This window comes from Mycobacterium adipatum (assembly GCF_001644575.1).
Classification (GTDB): domain Bacteria; phylum Actinomycetota; class Actinomycetes; order Mycobacteriales; family Mycobacteriaceae; genus Mycobacterium; species Mycobacterium adipatum.
Genome location: NZ_CP015596.1, coordinates 67647 through 85695 on the forward strand (window position 1 = coordinate 67647; position 18049 = coordinate 85695).

General features: G+C 69.6%; 15 protein-coding genes. 2 read left to right on the forward strand and 13 right to left on the reverse strand.

Annotation, left to right across the window (positions count from 1 at the left end):
- Positions 1 to 50 precede the first annotated feature (50 nt).
- Positions 51 to 1247: an alpha/beta hydrolase family protein gene (locus A7U43_RS00330; protein ID WP_067989777.1), complete on the forward strand. Its 1197-nt coding sequence runs from the start codon at positions 51 to 53 to the stop codon at positions 1245 to 1247.
- Here A7U43_RS00330 and eccE read toward each other — a convergent pair.
- The 12 genes from eccE to A7U43_RS00390 all read right to left on the reverse strand — a co-directional run bounded on the left by eccE (position 1237) and on the right by A7U43_RS00390 (position 16771).
- The gene (gene eccE, locus A7U43_RS00335; protein ID WP_067989779.1) at positions 1237 to 2130 is read right to left on the reverse strand and encodes a type VII secretion protein EccE; all 894 of its coding nucleotides are present in this window, start codon (positions 2128 to 2130) and stop codon (positions 1237 to 1239) included. The genes A7U43_RS00330 and eccE overlap by 11 nt on opposite strands.
- Entirely contained in the window at positions 2127 to 3521 is a 1395-nt protein-coding gene (mycP, locus tag A7U43_RS00340) for a type VII secretion-associated serine protease mycosin (protein ID WP_067989781.1), read from the reverse strand. The genes eccE and mycP overlap by 4 nt, the downstream gene beginning before the upstream one ends.
- Positions 3518 to 4939 carry a type VII secretion integral membrane protein EccD gene (eccD, locus tag A7U43_RS00345; protein ID WP_067989783.1) on the reverse strand — a complete coding sequence of 474 codons (1422 nt, stop codon included), beginning with the start codon at positions 4937 to 4939 and terminating at the stop codon, positions 3518 to 3520. The genes mycP and eccD overlap by 4 nt, the downstream gene beginning before the upstream one ends.
- Entirely contained in the window at positions 4921 to 5793 is an 873-nt protein-coding gene (locus tag A7U43_RS00350) for an ESX secretion-associated protein EspG (protein WP_067989785.1), read from the reverse strand. The genes eccD and A7U43_RS00350 overlap by 19 nt, the downstream gene beginning before the upstream one ends.
- A complete protein-coding gene (locus A7U43_RS00355; RefSeq protein ID WP_067989788.1) occupies positions 5794 to 6081 on the reverse strand; it encodes a WXG100 family type VII secretion target in 288 nt (95 codons plus the stop codon).
- Positions 6082 to 6107: 26 nt separating this feature from the next.
- The gene (locus A7U43_RS00360) at positions 6108 to 6401 is read right to left on the reverse strand and encodes a type VII secretion protein EsxS (RefSeq protein WP_067989790.1); all 294 of its coding nucleotides are present in this window, start codon (positions 6399 to 6401) and stop codon (positions 6108 to 6110) included.
- A gap of 61 nt (positions 6402 to 6462) precedes the next feature.
- A complete protein-coding gene (locus tag A7U43_RS00365; protein ID WP_067989791.1) occupies positions 6463 to 8010 on the reverse strand; it encodes a PPE family protein in 1548 nt (515 codons plus the stop codon).
- 1 nt (position 8011) lies between these two features.
- Positions 8012 to 8323 carry a PE family protein gene (locus tag A7U43_RS00370; protein WP_067989794.1) on the reverse strand — a complete coding sequence of 104 codons (312 nt, stop codon included), beginning with the start codon at positions 8321 to 8323 and terminating at the stop codon, positions 8012 to 8014.
- The gene (gene eccCa, locus A7U43_RS00375; RefSeq protein ID WP_067989796.1) at positions 8323 to 12279 is read right to left on the reverse strand and encodes a type VII secretion protein EccCa; all 3957 of its coding nucleotides are present in this window, start codon (positions 12277 to 12279) and stop codon (positions 8323 to 8325) included. Before eccCa ends, A7U43_RS00370 begins: the two co-directional genes overlap by 1 nt.
- A complete protein-coding gene (gene eccB / locus A7U43_RS00380; protein WP_067989797.1) occupies positions 12279 to 13826 on the reverse strand; it encodes a type VII secretion protein EccB in 1548 nt (515 codons plus the stop codon). Before eccB ends, eccCa begins: the two co-directional genes overlap by 1 nt.
- Positions 13823 to 15661 carry a type VII secretion AAA-ATPase EccA gene (gene eccA, locus A7U43_RS00385; protein ID WP_197499935.1) on the reverse strand — a complete coding sequence of 613 codons (1839 nt, stop codon included), beginning with the start codon at positions 15659 to 15661 and terminating at the stop codon, positions 13823 to 13825. The genes eccB and eccA overlap by 4 nt, the downstream gene beginning before the upstream one ends.
- Before the next feature lie 231 nt (positions 15662 to 15892).
- Positions 15893 to 16771 (reverse strand): oxygenase MpaB family protein, encoded by an 879-nt coding sequence (locus A7U43_RS00390; RefSeq protein ID WP_082901973.1) that lies wholly within the window; start codon positions 16769 to 16771, stop codon positions 15893 to 15895.
- An 81-nt stretch (positions 16772 to 16852) separates the two neighbouring features.
- Here A7U43_RS00390 and A7U43_RS00395 point away from each other — a divergent pair, with 81 nt between their 5' ends.
- Positions 16853 to 17461, forward strand: a complete 609-nt coding sequence (locus tag A7U43_RS00395; protein WP_082902341.1) for a TetR/AcrR family transcriptional regulator — start codon at positions 16853 to 16855, stop codon at positions 17459 to 17461.
- On the opposite strand, the gene A7U43_RS00400 is transcribed toward A7U43_RS00395, so the two are convergent.
- Positions 17458 to 18033 carry a VOC family protein gene (locus A7U43_RS00400; protein ID WP_067989804.1) on the reverse strand — a complete coding sequence of 192 codons (576 nt, stop codon included), beginning with the start codon at positions 18031 to 18033 and terminating at the stop codon, positions 17458 to 17460. The genes A7U43_RS00395 and A7U43_RS00400 overlap by 4 nt on opposite strands.
- Between the last annotated feature and the right edge of the window lie 16 nt (positions 18034 to 18049).

Consider the following 18049-nt stretch of genomic DNA (forward strand, 5'->3'; position numbering starts at 1 on the left):
CGATACGCGCCGGGCTACCATCGGCGGGCCGTAGTGAGAGGGGTTACCGCGTGGCCGAAACCGAGTCTGCACCCGTCGATCCCCCGATCCCGGTCCCCGATGTGCCCGGCGCCGATGCCACCGCGCGGGGGTTGCCGCGGCGCCGTGACCTGACGTTGCAACAGCGGATGGTGGTGGACGCCTCGGCCGTCGCCGATCTCGGCCTGCGTACCGCCGTCGCCAGTATCGTCGGCGCGGCGATGCTGCCGCGGCTCGCCGGTGCCGCCTTGCACCGCAACCGGATGCACGACGAGGACGCGGCACTCGGCTTCTACATCGACCTTGCCGCGCAGCAGGATCCGTTGCTGTCGTTCCCCGCGCCGACCGTGCCGCCGGACGTCTCGACCCGGCCGGCCAACGCGCTGGCGTCCTGGGTCGCGCACGGATCGGTGCACAATATCGAGTTCGCCAGCAGTTTCCGGGCGGTCAACCCCGCACTGCGCGAGCAGCGCGGCGGGTACTCCCGCAACAACGTGGTGCACGCCCAGCACTGGGTGCACGGCGACGGGCCGCGCCCCACGTTGTGCTTGATTCACGGGTTCATGGGTTCGGCATATCTGTTCAACGGGCTGTTCTTCTCGCTGCCGTGGTTCTTCAAGTCGGGCTACGACGTACTGCTCTACACCTTGCCGTTTCACGGCGCGCGGGCCGAGGCGAATTCGCCCTACAGCGGGTACGGCTACTTCGCCGACGGGATGGCCGGCTTCGCCGAGGCCATGGCCCAGGCCGTGTACGACTTCCGGTCGGTGATCGACTATCTGGAGCACACCGGGGTGGACCGCATCGCACTCACCGGGATGTCGCTGGGCGGCTACACCTCGGCGCTGATCGCCGCGGTCGAACCCCGGATCCAGGCCGTCATCCCGAATGTGCCGGTGGTGACGCCGGAAGCGGCGTTCGACGACTGGTTCCCGGCCAACATGCTGGTCCGCTTGGGCAACCGGCTGACCGGCGTCGACAAGACGAAATCCGGTGCGGCGACGATGTTCCACTCACCATTGAACTACCCGCCGCTGGTGCCCAAGGACCGGCGGTTGATCATTGCCGGGCTCGGTGACAAGCTGGCCCCACCCCAGCAGGCCGAGGCGCTGTGGCGGCACTGGGATCGATGCGCCTTCCACTGGTTTCCGGGCAATCACATCCTGCACGTCAGCCAGCCGGACTACCTGCGGCGGATGACGCGCTTCCTGCGGCCGTTCATGTTCTGACGCCCGCTTCTGCCGGCCAGCGGATCTCGGCGGCCGTTGATCCGGCTCGCTGATGGCCGGGAAGCCGCTGGGGCGACAGCGGATTCAGCGCATCGAGTACTACCCGTTGGCGACCGCCGAGAGTGCACAACCCGGTGACGGGCGGACCCGCGGGCGCCTGCGCCGCGCGGATCGCGACCACCCCGGTCACCGTCTCAGGCCCGAATTCGACGGCGGTCCACACTTCCTCGGCGGGGTGCGCCCACACCGCGTCCAGTGTCGTCGACAGCGATAGAGCCGGGATCCGGTATGCGGTCAGGAATCCGGACTCGTCGGTGAGTGCCCGCCAGGTCTCCTTGGCTTGACCGGAGACCGGACGCGGGGCGACATCCAGCGCCGTGACCGTGCACCCGTTCTCACGCAGGTGGTCGGCGAGTCGCCGTCCCAGGACCGTGGCGGTGTCGTGCAACGGGATCCGCGCAGACCGGGCCTGCAGTGCGGAGAGATTCTGCGCGGCGTCCATGGTGAGGGTGATCCAGGTGCGCCGCTCCCCCGCGCGGTCACGGCTGGTGAGCCGTACCTTGTCGCAGCGCAACCCGTACCGGTGCGCATAGCCGGCGATCAGCGCCACCGGCACCTCGTCGGAGGCGCAATCGTCGAGACGCAGGAGCACCGTCGCGGTGTCATCCGATATCGCAGCATCGCCCTCGGCGTGGTTACCCCGCCAGATGCGCCACCGCCGCGCCAGGTGAGTGGTGGCGAAATCGCCTCCCCACCAGGCGAACAGCACGATCACGACAGCGACAGCGACACCGAGTGCCCAGCGCTGGGTCACGGTCTGGTACGGATATGCCAGCGCGGCGGGCACGATGAAGAGCAGTGCCAGGGCGAGTCGGGCCGTCATGCGGCTGTGTCCTTCCGTCGGTGTGCGGCGATCGCGGCGGTCACGATGGCGGCCAGGCCGAGCAGGCCGGCGCCGATATATGCCACGGTTCGCGGGGTGGAGTCCTGCGGTACCGGTTCCGGCGGCGCCGCAACGGGTCTGGTGGTCTCGGACGGCTCGCCCGGGCCGGGCACATCCCAGGTCAGCGCGGCGACCGGGTCCACGGTGCCCGCCCCGACCAGCGACGAGGGTGAGCGCTCCGCACCCCGTGCGGTGGCGGTGAGTCTGCGCACCACCTGCTGCGCGCTGAGTTCGGGAAATCTGCTGCGCACCAGCGCCGCCACGCCGGACACGTAGGCCGCCGCGTAGCTGGTCCCGCTGACCGGCGCCAGTTCGCCCTTCTCGTCGGGCTGCCCGTTGGCCAGTCCCCCCTCCGGGCCGTTGCTCACCGAGGTGATGTTCTCCCCCGGCGCCGCGAGGCCGAGCCACGGCCCGGACATGGTGAACGGCGCGGGCTGACCGGCCGAGTTCAACGCCCCGACCGACAACACATACGGCTGCCACCACGACGGGATGGACACCGCGCTCACCCCGGCCCAGTTACGCGGATCGTCCGGCCGCGCCGGGTCGGTCAACGGGTTCGCCGCACAGTTGGTTCCACCGGCGATGCCGCCGCCGGTGTTACCGGCGGCGGCGATGATGACGGCGTCTTTCTCGACGGCCGCGTAGCGCAGGGCCGCGCCGAGCGCACTCTGGTCGACCGAGGTGTTCGCCGGCACGCAGGCCACCGACGAGATGTTGATGATGCGCGCACCCAGGTCGGCAGCGCGCACCACGGCCCGCGCCAACGTGGCGATATCGTTGCTCGCCTCCACGATCACCGGGTCATTCCCCGGCTGGTTCGGGGAGCCCGCCGGCGAGTATCGCGCCGAGGTCTGCCGGATGGCCAACAGCCGCGCTCCCGGCGCGACACCGGCGAAGCCGTCGGCGCCGGGTTGGCCGGCGATGAGCCCGGCGACCATCGTGCCGTGCCCGTCACAGTCGGTCAATCCGTCGGTGTTCGCGACGAAATCACCGCCGGGCTCGACATTGGGCAGCCGCGGACCCGGCTGCACACCGGTGTCGATCACGGCGACGGTCTGGCCGTCACCGCGGCTGTGCCGCCAGGCCTCCTCGAGATCCAGGGAGAGCTGATTGGCCCCGGCGACACCGGGATCGGTGCCCGGGATCACCCCGGTCACCGTGCAGGCACCGCGTTGCGCCATGGTCTGCACGGGGCCGGCGGCACCGGACGGGGGTGCGGTCCCGGCGTCCACCTCGGGCGGGGTGATGGCCCCCGCGGCCGGGCTCGCGAGCAGCGCCACCGTGACCACGGTCGCGGCGACCGCGGCACCGCCCCGACCGGGATTCATCGGTTCAGCACCCACTCGAACAGTCCGACGAGGTACGCCGCCACCGGGATGACCGAGGCGTCGACCGCGGAACTGGCGAATCCGAACAGCCGGCGGGCGGGCAACGAGTAGGTGTCCGGCGACGCGATCCGCGGATTCAGCGCGGCGACGATCCAGGCGACGGTCACGACCCCCAGGGCCGCCAGCGCCCACCAGGCCGCCGCGTACCGCTCGGTGAGGGCGAAGCTCACCAGCAGCGCGGCGGGTAGCAGGAAGGCCTGGCTCAGCAGCCACGCCTTGCACGGGGTCGAATCCCACACCCGGGCGCGCAACGTGCTGCCCAGCACGGCGGCCGCTACCAGGACCCAGGCCCACGGCGAGGCGGCCGCGGTGCCGACGAGGATCAGCGAGCCGGTCACCGACAGCAGCACTCCGGCGGCCAGGAATCCGGTCTGGTGCGCGTCGGTGACGCGGATGCGGCGTGGCAGATCCTCCAGAACGCGCAGCGGCTGGGCCGATGGTGTCGGGTCGCCCGGCGCGGGGATGGTCGGCACGGGCAGCCGCGCCCACAGGGCGGACAGGCGGGCGGCCTGCACGGTCACTAGCAGCGCAAACACGATGAGGCCGGATCCGGTGCGGATATCGGTCATCTCCCAGATGGTGGCCAGCACCGCGAACAGCAGCACGCCGATACCGAGCACCGTCGACGCGGTGAACGTGGCGATGGCGCGTTCGAAGACGACGATGCTGATCACCGACCAGGCGGCCACACCCGCCGCGGCGAGCAACATCTGCGCCGCGCCGAAATCGCCGGGCACGGCGAGTGCAAAGGCCCCCGCGACCGGGGCCAGCGCGGTCAGCGCCAGCGCGGTGCCCAGGCCGGGGAACCGGGCCCGGGTGGCGAAGGAGGCGATGACGGTGACCGCGGCGATACCGGCCACGGTGAACAGCCCCGCCGAGTGCCCGGTGACCACCCGGACCGCCGTCGCAAGGGCGGTGCCCAGCAGGATCAGGGCGATGACGGCGACCGCGGCGGCGCGCTGGATCTGCACTGGGCCCCAGGGGCGTTCGCGGGCGGCGGAGAAGATGACCGCGGCGTCGGCGATGTCCTCGATGATGCGGGGGGCGGCGGGCCCGTTCGGGATGGCCTGCAACGCCAGCAGATCTCCGTCGACGACACCCACGGTGTCCAGCGTGGCGTCCAGGCTGAAGGGTGCGCCGCCGATCGGCGCGAGGCTCAGGCGCGCCGGGATGCCGGCGTCGGCGCCCTCGGCGGTGTCGTCGGACGGCAGCACGGTGCGCTGCACGGCCGGGATGATCTCGCGCAGCGGAATTTCCGCGGGCAGCGCCATCTCGGTGAGCCGCCCGGCGCCGTCGGCGCTGTGCCCGGCGGCCAGTACGGCCACCCGGACGATCGGCATCACAGTGTTGTCGGGCATCGGTCTTCCGTTCTCTGGTCGAAATCTCGGTTCTGGTGCGCGCCGGGAAACCACGACCCGTGCGGCAGTGTTGCGATGAGTGTGTCGACCGCGGCGGCGATGGCCGTCGCGGTTCCGGGTGCGAACGTGGACACCCATTCCCCGTCAAACGCTTTCGTGGGGCTCACCAGGATGCGGCCGGCCTCGGAGTCGATGACACTGACGCCGACCTCGGTGCTGACCCGGTGACCGTCACGGTGTTCGCCCGCGACGATCTCCACATAGCTGCGCCTGCCGCTGAACACCGCCTGCACCACGGGCTGCGCGGAGCGCGGAATACCCAGGTATTCGATCACTTCGGTCAGGTCGGCACCGGCACGCAGCTTCTCGTCGGCGCGCGCACCCGCGCGCACGGGTACCGCGAAGCCGTCGAAGGTCGCCGCGCGCCGGCCGGCCAGGCCGGCCACCAGCACCGGCACCAGGTCATTCGGGTGCAGCAGGTCCATCGCGGTGAAGGTCACCAGGGCGCCGCTGCGCAGTGCGACCACGGAGGTCTCCTCGGAGCGACCGTCGTGCCGCGCGACGAACCCGCGCAGCATGTCGCCGTGTGCCCCCACGATTCGTAGTTCGAGCCACTGCCGCGCCCGGCAGGTCTGCCGAATCCACTGGGCCACAGCGGGGTCGATCAGCGCGCCCTCGGACATCACACCCAGCTCGGTCAACTCGTCGACCCGGTCGGCCGTGAACCGTTCGGCAACGGAGGACTCGGTGTAGGGCGGCGTGATCGCCAGCACCCACGGAAACGAGCCACATCCGAGCTGTTCTGCGATGAACCATGCCTGCTCGACGGTCAGCTCGACCGCATTAGCAGCCATCTATCCCCATTTGGCGCCCTCTGCCCGGTCCCGGGCGTTCATCGACATGGTGTTGGACTCGTGGGTGCCGGCCATCGCCTGGTAGGCACGCACCAGTTCGGCCATGCTGGCGTTCCACTGCGCCTGCCAGGCCTGGTAGGTCATCCCGGTATCGCCCTGCCAGGCGCCCGAGAGCGCCGCTTGCTCGGCGGCGATATCGGCGCCGACGGCGTTCAGCGCGCCGGCGAATCCGTTCATCTCGGCCGACAGCGCGAGCATGGCCGGGTAGTTGTACATGATCTGCGACATGTGAATTCTCCTATCGGCGTGCGTTATCAGATGGCGGTGTAGGTGCCGGCAGCCGCCGCGTCCTGCGCCACGTAGGTGCCCGCGGCGTCGGCCAGGTTGGCCTGGGCGATGTCGAGCAGGACGTTCACCCGGGCCGAGACCTCGATGAAGCGGGCATGCGCGGCCTGGAAGGCGGCCGCGGACTCGCCCATGTGGAAAGCCTGCGAGGCCTGGGCGGCCTGCTCGGCCTGGGCGATGGTGCTGCGCATCAGCGCGGCCTTGGCGCCGAACGCCGCCTCGGAGGCGACCAGCTGGGGGATGTGCGCGTCGAGCATGCTCATGGCATTTCCTTTCGGGTGAATCTATGGGCGATCGATGCAATCTGGGGTGTCCGGGTTGCGCTCAGTGGTGCTGTCCCCCTCCCGGCGCGGAGGGATCATCTGGATTCCAGGAGCCCGGCAACATGGGGTTGGTCGGCCCGTTGCCGAACGAGTCGCCGGTCAGTTCGGCCATCCCGGAAGCGGGCTCCTCGCGGCTGACGGCGCCAGTGAAACCCATTGGCCCGGCGCCCTTCTCAGACGCTGTGACGCGCGGCTCGGGTCGCGGTTCACGCGGTGCCGGATCCTCGTCGTAGTCCATGTATTCGTCGGCGTAGGCGCGGTCCTTGATCTCGCCGCCCTTCTTGCGCCGGCGCTTGCGGCGCTCGGCCGCCGAGAGTGCCGCCGCGGACGCGACCGCCGCCGACGAACCCGATGCGGGCGCCTTGGCCGAGGTGCTGTCCCGCACGGTCGGGCTGAAACCGCCACCGGGGTGCCCGCCGTAGACGGCATAGGCCATCGCCGGCGCGGCGGCCGCGGGAGCGGCCGCCGGTGCGGTGGCCGGCGCCGACGCCGGGGTGCCCGCCGCGGGCGCCGCCGCGGTCGGGGTGCCGGCCGGGGCAATGCCGGCCACCGGCAGATTGGGTTCGGCGCGCTGGGTGGCCGGCGCCTCGCCGAGATCGATCGGCGGCAGGTCGTCGAACTTCGGCAACAGCGCGAGGAACCCCAGCATGGCCAGCCCGACACCGGCCAGCACGGGTATCAGCAGCGGCGAGAGGAAGACGCCGATCCAGGTTCCCCAGCCGACCGGCTGCAGGATCGCCTGATAGGCCAGTGCGAACAGCATCGGGCCCCAGGTCACCAGGGCCGCAGAAGGATTCGTCGCGAAGTCGATCAGCATCTGACGCAGGATGCCGAGCGGGTTCTGGAAAAACTCCAGGATGAGGTCCCCGCCGGGCAGCGATTTGATGTACTGCTCCAGGAACTGCAGGATGAAGTTCGAGTCATTCAGTGCGGCTGCCGAATTGACGGCCTGGGCCTGCGCCAGCACCTCGGTGGATGCCGCACCGGCACTGCCCGCTTCCCCGACCCCCGGGGTCAGCAGCATCGGTGCGGGCTCCAACACCGGCGTCGCCGCGACCGTCGCCGCCGACACCGCCTGGTAGGTGCTCATCGTGGTGGCGGCCTGGATCCACATCCGGACGTAGTCCGCCTCGGTGACGGCGATCGGAATGGTGTTGATTCCGAAGAAGTTCGTCGCCAGCAGCGCACCGTGCAGCGCGTGGTTGGCGGCCAGCTCGGCCAGTGTGGGCATGGTGGCCAACGCGGTGGTGTAAGCGGCGGCCGCTGTCTCGTGCTGGGCCGCGGCAACGGCGCTCGTGGCGCTCGCCTGCGCCAGCCACACCAGGTACGGCTGGTGGGCGGCGACATACTGCTCGGAGCTCGGGCCTTCCCAGGCGCCCGCCGCCACACCTCCCAGAGTGGAGACCAGTTCTGCCGCCGCAGCGGCATACTCGGCGCTCAGCGACTGCCAGGCCCCCGCGGCGGCAAGCAGCGACCCGGGTCCTGGACCGCTGCTCAGCAGTGCCGAATGAACCTCGGGTGGCAGTGCCATCCAGACGGGAGCGGTCATCTCAGCCGCCGCGCGCGATCAGGTAGGTCGACGCGGCCAGCGCGTCTCCGGCGGCGTAGCTGGCGCCGGATTGAGCGACACCCATCCCGGCGCGGCCGAGTTCCTCGACGGCCAACGCGGCGACGGCGTTGTGCTCGTTACCGGCGGCGCTGAGCCCGGCAGCCGTCTGCAGTGAGACCGGGTCGGCGGCCGGCGGCACGACGACGTTCACCAGGGGCGCCGCCGCGGCGTGCGCGGCGGCCAGTCGCGCGGTCAGCGCCTCGACTGCCGAACCGGCAGCGGCCAGTCCTTCCGGAACAACCCGCAGGGTCATCAGCTGATTTCCTTTCCGTTGGTACCGGCGGGCGAAACTCCCTCGGGGACGAGGGGGTTCACCAGTTGGACATAGGTCGCTTCTTCGCTGTCACCGAGCAGCATCGCCCGGCCCGCCGGCAGCCTGCTGAAGCGCACGCCGCGCAGTTTGCCTCCGTCGGCCGGACTGCCCGACAGCATCACCGTCGTCGCCTGCAGATCGTTGAGGCGGCGCAACAACGGCGCGGTCATCACCGCGTGCGCGGATCCGCTGGCCCTGGCGGTGACGATGACCCGCAGGCCGAGATCGCTTGCTTCGGCCAGCAGCCCGAGCAGCGGACTCCAGGGCCGTTGGCCGGCGTAGGGGCCGCTCACCGCGGGACCGTCCGGGATCTGGTCGACGTCGTCGATGATCAGGTAGTGGGTCTGACCCGCAAAACTCCAGTGGCGCAGGTCCGCTGACGACAGACCGGCGGGCGGGCGGCGCTTCTCGACGAGCGCGGACAGGCCCAGCATTGCCGGGGTGACCCGGTCGATGTTCGGGGTGTACTCGTTGTCACCGAACAGCGGCTCGTCGACCAGGTGCAGCCGGCGGTCGATGACGGTGAATGCGACCTGATCGGCGGTCGAGTTGTCCCGGATGGTGCGGATCAGGTGCCGCAGCAGCGTGGTCTTGCCGGAGCGGCTGTCACCGAACACCATCATCAGCGGGTTGCGCGCGAAGTCAATCGCCACCGGACGCAGATCTTCCTCACGCTGGCCGATGACCACCTGCTCGGGCCCCACGTAGACCCTGCCGACGGCGGCCGGGCTGAGCTGGGTGGGCAGCAACCGGATCGCCGGGGCGCGCTCGCCGGGGTGGCGGGCGTTGATGACCGCGACATCGCGCAGGTCCGGCACAGCGAACAGGAAGTGTTCGGCAGCCATCGTCAGGCCGCGTCCGGGTTGATCGGCGGGCACACTGTCGGCCGGCCGGGTCAACGCGCCGACCACCCGGACATTGCTGTCATGGGAATCGTTGAGCTTGAGCTCAAGTCGCAGCCCGAGGCCGTCACGCATGGCCAGCGGCACCTCCAGCCAGTTCGGTGTGGTGATCACGACGTGGATGCCATAGGACAGCCCGGCGTTGACCAGTTCGGTGACCCGTGCCAGCAGCGGGTTGCGGGTGTTGAAGGTATCGATGTTGTCGCGGCTGAACGCGTATAGGTTGTCGATCACCAGGAAGACCTCCCCGTAACCGTCCGTGTACGTCCCCGAAGCCGCACGGGCACCGGCCTGCTGCCGGGTGCGCAACAGTTGCTCCAGCTCGGCGAAGGTGCGCCGGATCAGCTCGGGTTCCAGCGGCGTCGCGACCGCACCCACATGGGCCAGCTCCGCGAGCGCACGCAACTGGCCGCCGCCGTAGTCCAGGCAGTAGAAGCTGACCTCGCCGGGGGCATGCAGCGCCGCGGCCGAGAGCATGAACGTCTGCAGCGCGGTGGACTTGCCCGATTTCGGCCCACCATGGATGAGCAGGTTGCCCGCCGCACTGCCGGCATCGAAGACCAGTGCGTCACGGCGCATTTCGAACGGCTTGTCGATCTCGCCGAGCGGCCAGCGCCACTGCCGTTCGCCGATCTGGACCCGGGTGAGGAGGTCGGCCAGCGCAATGGCCTCTTCCAGCGGCGGCAGCCACAGCTGCGGCGCCCGCGGGCCGTAGTTGACCAGCTGGTCACCGATGGTGGCGATGAGCTTGCGCGGTGGCGGCGCGTCCTCGACCTCCCCGGTGACGATGACGGTGTCGGCGGCCGGTTCCACCCAGCCCGCGGTGAACAGCCGCGGCTCGGGCACCGAGTGCACCACCACCGTCTGCCCGGCCCGCGGCGGGTCGTAGATGCCGTCGACATAGGTGCTGCGGAACTTGATCGGGTTCGCGCCGGGCGCCGGCACCAGGAAGCCCTCACCCTTGTGCTCGCGGCCCGACTCGATCTGGAAGGCATCCTCGGTGCCGATGATCTGGCGGCTGATCGACGGGCTGGCGACCTTCAGGCCGATCCGATAGGAGGTGTTCTTGTCGATGTCCTTGATCCGGCCGACATCCAGCGTCTGTGACGCGAACAGGATATGGATGCGGAACGAACGACCCTTGCGGGCCACGTAGTCGAACAGCTCCGCGTACTCGGGGTGCTCGGCCAGCATCAGGGTGAACTCGTCGGCCACCACGAACAGTGTCGGGATCGGCGGTAGGTCATGGCCCGCTGCGGACGCGGCCTCGTACTCGGTGACCGAGCTGAACGCGCTGCCCTGCACACGGCGGCCGGCCTCTTTGAGCAGGTGCTCACGGCGAGCCACCTCACCGCGCAGGGTGTCGGCGAACCGGTCTGCCAGCGAACGCTTCTCGGCCATATTGGAGATGACGGCGACCACCTGGGGGAAGTGCCGGAAGATATCTGCGCCGGCCTCGCCCTTGAAGTCGGCGTAGATGACGATCAACCGGTCCGCGGAATGCGTGGTCAGCAGCGACAGCAGGATCGACATCAGGGTCTGGGACTTGCCGGAGCCGGTCATACCGATCATCAGGCCATGCGGGCCCATGCCACCCTCGGACTCGTCCTTGAGGTCGAAGATCAGCGGTTCGCCGGTCGCGGTGACGCCGATGGGTACCCGCAGCTCCTGGTCGCGGTGCCGGGGCGCCCACAGGCTGGCGACATCGAGCGCGGAGGCGTCCTGGATACCGAACAGTGTGGTGAACGTGCTGGCGCCGGTGGCGGCGGTGCGGGCCTGCTCGGGGTTGGTATCCCAGCGGGCCAGGCGGCGGGCCAGATGGGCGGCCTGCGCCGGGGAGAAGGCGTCCGACGCGTCGACATAGGGCTGCCAGCCACCGCTCTGCCAGCGCTCGATCCGGCCGGCGATGACCTTCAGGATGGGCCGCTCCGGGTCCGAATATTGCTCCCGGTGTGGCTCTTTGGTGGACCGGTGGATCACCGTCACGCCCGCGACGCCCGCCTTGTGCACGACGGCGTCGGGGTCGGCGTCGGGATCGTCGAGCAGCACCAGCAGGTGCTTGCCCGAGGCCAGTGCGGCACCGCTGAAGGCGTCCCGTTCGTCGAGGACGGGGGCCAGCAGACCGCGCAGACCGTCGGCGGTGGCGTCCAGGTAGCGGGCCGGGCCCACCCCGTCCGCCTTGCCCGGGACGTCGGTGTGCGGCAGCCATTTCAGCCAGGACCAGTCCGCTGCCTCCAGGTCGGGGGTGGCCAGCGCGACCCCGAGCACCGCGGGGTCATGCCAGGTGACAGCCTGGGCAACCCAGGCGCGCAATGCATCACGGACCTCATCGGGCTCCCCCAGCACGGTGATGCGGGACACCTTGCCCAGATCGATCCCGGTCGGGGCGCTCCGGACCGTGCGGTGCACGTCGAGCAGCCCCCGAAGGGTGGTGTGCGCCACCGGTTCCAGGTCGATCTCGTCGGCGGCATCCTTGACCCGCAGCGCCGTGTTCAGCGGGACATCAGTCAGGCCGGTGCGCACCACCAGGAAGTCGCTGTCGCGGGGGTCGCGCTCCCACTGCCTGCGGGTGCCGGGCACCGCGGCGAGCAGATCCGGGTCCGGGTGCGACCACTGCAACGCGGCCCGCTGAGCGGCGGCCTGAGTGCGCACGTTGTCCCGGACCACCGACAGGTAGCGCAGGTAGTCGGCGCGTTCGGCGTCGACCTCCTCGGTGCGCAGCTTGTTGTCCGACCCGCGGTAGAGCGCGGTGGCGGCCAGCAGCAGCACGAAGGGGAAGAACAGCATGGTCGGCGAGATCATCCGCATACCGGTGGCGAACAGCGCCACGATCATCCCGACGATCAGGATCACGATGAGGTAGGGCAGCACCCGGCGCAGCAGTGACAGCGGCACCAGCCGCGGCAGCGACGGCGGCGCCTCGATGGTGATCGTGCCCTTGCGCACCTCCGGTGCGGGTAGGCGACGTCGAGCCTCGAAGATCAAGCGACTCATCAGTTTTCCCCCTCGCGACCGGATGCGACCGCGGACGACACGGCGTCATGCGCGACGAGCGCATCCGCCCTGGAAAGGGTGGGGCCCGCGGCGAACTGGGCGAGGATCGACCACGGCACCGCCAGCGGCGGCGGCGTCAGGCCCAGCGCAGCAACAGTTTTGCCGTCATCGCCGGTGTCCACGCCGTAGCGCACGCCGGTGTCGCTGACCCAGAAGGCCGAGCCAGCCGGCGCGGCGCCGGCATCGGATCCGCTCGCCTGCACGAAATAGCCGCTGCCGGGCGCCAGCGCCACCCGCTGGGCGGTCGCGCCGCCGCCGGCGCCGACCAGCTCGACGGTCCGCAGGCCGTCGGGCAGCGGCAGAGCGGCACCGGACAGCACGCTCAGCGTGCTCTCGGTGGCGTCGGCGGGTTTGGACCAGTGGGCGCAGGTGACCGGCGCCGGGCCGGTCTCGGTCAGGGTGACCTCGTTGCTCGGGTAGGCGTTGGTGTCGATACCGCCGACGACCGGCAGCTTCGCCACCTCATCGGCGCCCAGTCGCGGCGGCTGCTGCAGGCCATAGGAATTGGAGTTCCGCAGGATCGCGGCCAGCACCGGCGAGATCTGCTGCAGACCCTCGGCGTGCACCGCGAAGTAGCGGATGGTGTTATCGGCCTCGTAGGACGCCACGACGGCTCCGACCGGAGCCGGGACCGGCAGCGGGAACCGCGCCGGCTCACCGGCGCCGGGCAGCACCGGGGCGACCAGCGGTGCGGACTCCGGGATGGCGTTGAACAGCCCGGGCGCGATGACGCGTGGCGCCGCGATATCGGTCCCGAGGCCCAGCGCGTCGGTGGCGGCCCGGTTGCCCAGATCGATCGGGCTGCGCTTGCCGTTCCACAACAGCCAGGTGCCCGCGTGCACGCCGCCGACGTTCTGCACCAGTACCGCACGGTCGGCGGGCAGCGGGGCCGCCCGCTCACCGTGCTGTGCGAGTGGCCCGGCGATCAGGGTGACCCCCGCGGCGCTACCGGAGACCGCATCGCAGACCGTCCAGTTCGCGTCCCGGGATGTGCTCTGCACCATGCGTTCCGGCGCGCCGGGGATACCGATCAGATTGCCGCGCGCGAACGTGTCGATCGCACTGCTCTTCACCGTGGTCGGATTGTCGGGACGCCCGGCGATCAACCGTGCCGAGGTCAGATTCAGCGCGGGATGCATCACGTCACCGATGCGCACATACAGCGCAGACGTGTCCCGATCGGCCAGGATCGTCGAGCTACCCGCATCCCCGCCGGGGCGGATCAAGGAGAACACGAAGCAACCCGCCACCACGGTGACCGACACCAGCGCGCCGACCAGCACCGCGCGGTTCTGGCTGCGCAGCGGGTCGACCAGCATCCGGGTGTCGTGCAGTGCCACACCGGACGCGATGCGGCGCATGACGAACCTCCACCCCGATACCTGGTGGCGGGTGACGAAACCACGCCGGTGCACGACGCGCTCGGGGTTCTCGTTGACCGGTGTGCGCGAGGTGAACTCGCGGCGGTCCTCGTTCTGTTCGCTCATCGGGCGGGCGCCGTCAGGCCGAGCCCGCGCAGCAGCGGAGCAGCCGAGCGCCGGACGTCATCAGCGGTGATCGCCATCAGCTCTTCGTCGGTGAAGTCATCGGAATCCGAATGGTCCAATCGGTATTCGCGTTCCTCCTCGGAACGCTCGACGAGGTTACGGACAAACCGGCCGTTACCGGCGATATCCAGGCTGCGCCGTGCGGTGCCGGTGGCGTCCGGGGTGGTGCTGGCGGCCAGATGCGCGAACAGGGTCTCCATCTCGTCGTGGGCCGTCTGCTCGAAGATGCTGTCGCGTTTCTCGGCCATCCGGGTCGCCATCTCGACGAGTTCGGACGCGCTGTAGGAGGGGAAGTCGATGCTGCGGGTGAAACGGGACCGCAGACCTTCGTTGGTGTCCAGGAAGCGGTCCAGGTCGGCGCGGTAGCCGGCGACGATGACGACCAACCGGTCGCGGTCGTTCTCCATGCGGGCCAGCAGGGTGTCGATCGCGACCAGGCCGAAATCGTTCTTGGCACCCGTCGACACCAGGGCGTAGGCCTCGTCGAGGAACAGCACACCGTCCAGGGCGCTGTCGATGATGGCGTTGGTCTTGGCCTCGGTCTCGCCGATGTGCTGACCGATGAGGTCGGCGCGGTGAACTTCGCGGACCGTCTCCTTCTTCAGCAGACCCAGCCCACAGTAGATCTTGGCCACCACCCGGGCGATCGTGGTCTTACCGGTTCCCGGTGGGCCGGCGAAGACCAGGTGATTGGTGCGCTGCGCGACGGCCAGCCCGCGCTCCTGGCGCCGGATCGACATGGCCACAGAGCTTTTCAGGCGCGCAACCTGATACTTGACCTCTTCCAGTCCGATGAACTCCGCGAGTTCGGCCTCGGCTTCTATCAGCAGGTGCGCCTTGCGTTCCTTGGCGCCCGGATCGACGAAGTCGGACTCCCCCGGCTCGGTCGAGGGATCCCACGGATCGCTGCGTGCCTCGATACGGTCGGCGGTCGTGGTGGCGAGCCCGAAGGATTTGTCCGACAACGCCTCTTGGACCCCGGCATGCTCGGGGTTGGCGGCGTACAACTCGGCCAGCACATCGGCGGCTTCGTCGTCCTCGCCCTGGGCTCGCAGGGACAGCCCCTTCACCAGCCCGCCGTCGACGGCCGCCACCGCGACCGGACCCTCGGGGTTCTCCAGGTGCGAGAGCGCGGGGGCGAACATGCCCAGGTTTGCCAGTGCGATGGCCAGCGTCACCCTCGCGGCGTGCGCGTAGTGCTCGTCGAGGCGCGGGTTGTTGACCACCGGTGTCAGCGTGCGCACCACATCCGACCAGCGCCGGCTGCGCTGGTAGAGCGCGACGCGGACCCAGCGTGCCTGCAGCCAGGCCGGCCGGCGTGAGATCGCTTCCTCGACAAGCCGATCGGCGGCGGCGAACTCACCGGCCGCACCGAGTGTGGCCGCATACGCCAGCGCGATGTCATCACGGCTGGTCGCGCGGAACTGCAGGTAAAGGCCGGTGTCGTAGGTGAATCCGAGATCCTCGGCGCCGAGCTCGATTTCGCGGGTGAGCGCCCCGAAGGTGCCCCGGGTGCGCCAGATGGTGGCGATGACGCGGCCGGCGTTCTCGCCCGCGCCGGCGGCCGCCAGGCCGATCCAGGCGTCACACTGGTCACGGGCGATGCGGGTCAGCTCGGCAAAGCCCGATCGCGCCGCGGCCGGGTCCGCGGGACGCTGCCGGTCGTTGACCGACAATCCCAGCGATCGGCAGCAGGTCGCGAACCTGTTCACCAGGTCGCGATCGACGCGTGTTGCTCCTCCACTCGCGGTGAGCGTGTCACTGACCGTATCCATGTGTCATTTGCAAAGAAGCACGCGCCCCCCTGCCGTCTCCTTTGGTATGGCTAGGCTAACTCCGCCGAAGTTAGCATTGCATTAGCTAACCTGTCGAGACGTTCGGGGTCGACGGCGGGCGTGACGGCGCTCACCGCGCGACAGGAGACCACCGGCGGCAGCCGATGGCGGTGGTGATGCGCTTGACCTCGCGTGATGCCGCTTTGAGCACCGGCCGGCCCGGGGCGGCCGTCAGACCAGTGGACGACCCGTGCGGATGCGCCAGTCCAGGTCCTTGAGCAGGACGTTGAACGGGAACTGCCGGACCGCCCGCGGTGCCACGTCGTTGGCCATTCGCAGGGCGCCGATCAGCCGGTCGAAGCGGCGCTGACGCTGCGAGTCCCAGGGCAGGCGCATCTCCGCGCGGAAGCGTTCGGGCAAGAAACCGGTGGTGATCAGGCCGGTGATGTCCTCGTGCAGGCGCTGCAGCGGACCGGGCAACCGCAACCCGCGCAGCCGTCCCACCGCAATCGGATACAGATACTCGCGGATGGTGTCGTCGATATGCACCTTGTCCAGCTGTTCCTGCCAGTATTTGTCGAAGGCCGCGCGGTCGGCCGGCCACATCTCGGCGGGCACCTGCAGGGTGGTGCCCAGCGTCATACCGTCCAGATAGTGCTTGTCGGCGGTCTCGTCGTCCATCTCGCCGACGAACATCCGCTGGATGTCCACCGATCCCTTGTAGAGGCAGGCGGCGACCCACATCTGTAGGTCCTTGTCGAAGGCGTTGTATTCGACCGGGCTCGCCGCGGTCGAGCGCACCTGGGCGTGTGCGCCGTTGACCGCACGCCGGAACGCGGCCTTCTGCGCCTCGGTGCCGCGGCCGGCCACCGCCAGGTAGGTGAAGGTGGTGCGGGCGCGCTTGACGGGGTGCCGGTCGACCCGCCCACCCTCGACCTTGCTCTCCTTGACTCCGTAGCCGACACCGGGCCGGGCGAGCTGCATGACCACGTTGGCCGGGCCTGCCAGCAGCGCAACGCCCATCAGACCGTCGTCGACGGTCGCACCCCAGCCGCGCCGACGGGCCGGCACGCGGCCGGTCTGGCCGATCGGACGTTCGACGATCGTCATGGACACCTCTGCGGAATGAAAGTGAGAACGAGTGTTTCCTGATATTGCACCGCCGGCCGGACGGGTGTCAAGATGGACGATATGACCCAGCTGCGGCCCTATCGCGGTGTCGCGGCGCCCCAGCGTCTGGCCGAGCGGCGCCGCCGCTTCCTGCAGGCTGGGCTGGATCTGCTCGGGGAGACCTATGACGAGCTCACGGTGCGGGCCATCTGCCGGCGCTCCGGCATCGCCACCCGGCACTTCTACGAGGCATTCATCGATAAGGACGAGTTCGTCGCCGCGGTGTTCGATTCCGTGATCGGCGAGATCGCCACCACCACCCAGGCGGCCGTGGCGGCCGTGCCGGGGCCGGAACAGAATCGGGCCGGCATCACGAATCTGGTGCGCACCATCGCCGACGACGCCCGGATCGGGAAGTTGCTCTTCGACCCTCAGCTGTCCAATGCGGTGCTGGTGCGCAAACGCGCCGAACTCGGTGGGTTCTTCGCCGTGCTGGCCGGCCAACACGCCCAGACCGTGCTGAACCAGCAGGACAGCGACCAGATCAAGGCCCTCGCGCATTTCATCGTCGGCGGAGTCAACCAGACCCTGCACGGCTGGCTGGCGGGCTCCATCGCACTGAGTCGCGAGGAGCTGATCGACTTCCTGACCGCGCTGCTCGATACCTTTCCCGACCCCGGCAGGGGCTAGACGACTGCGCGCGGCCGGCGGTCGGCCGCGGTCTTGGGCACCGTGGTGGTGTCGGCCTCGGTGAATTCCTTGATCCAGCAGGCGAACTCCAGGGTGATGCCATCCGGGTCCTGGAAGTAGAAGGAACGCACGTATACCCCTGGGTGCAGGGTCGGCGAGGCCTGCCATTCGCTTTCGTCGTGATTGAGCACCGGGCCGACACGGACGCCCTTGGCCTTGAGCTTCTCGCGATACTCGTCGAACTTCTCGGCAGGCACGTGGAAGGCCAAGTGGTTCATGGTGGTCACCGCACTGGTGATCTCCCCGAGACCGGGCAGTGCCACCGGGGCCGACACCCCGGGAATTCCGTCGGGGGCATCGGTGAACCAGAAGAAGGCCACGCAATCGCCGTTGCCGGCGTCGAAGAAGAAGTGCTGCCCCATTCCGCCCGGCAGGTCCAGAGATTTGATCAACGGCATGCCGAGCACACCGGAATAGAAGTCGACGGTGCGCTGCATGTCCGAGCACACCAATGCGACGTGATTGATCCCCCCGAGCTGGAACTCCGAGTTGGGGTTGTCGGGCTTGATCATGACGAGTACTCCCACC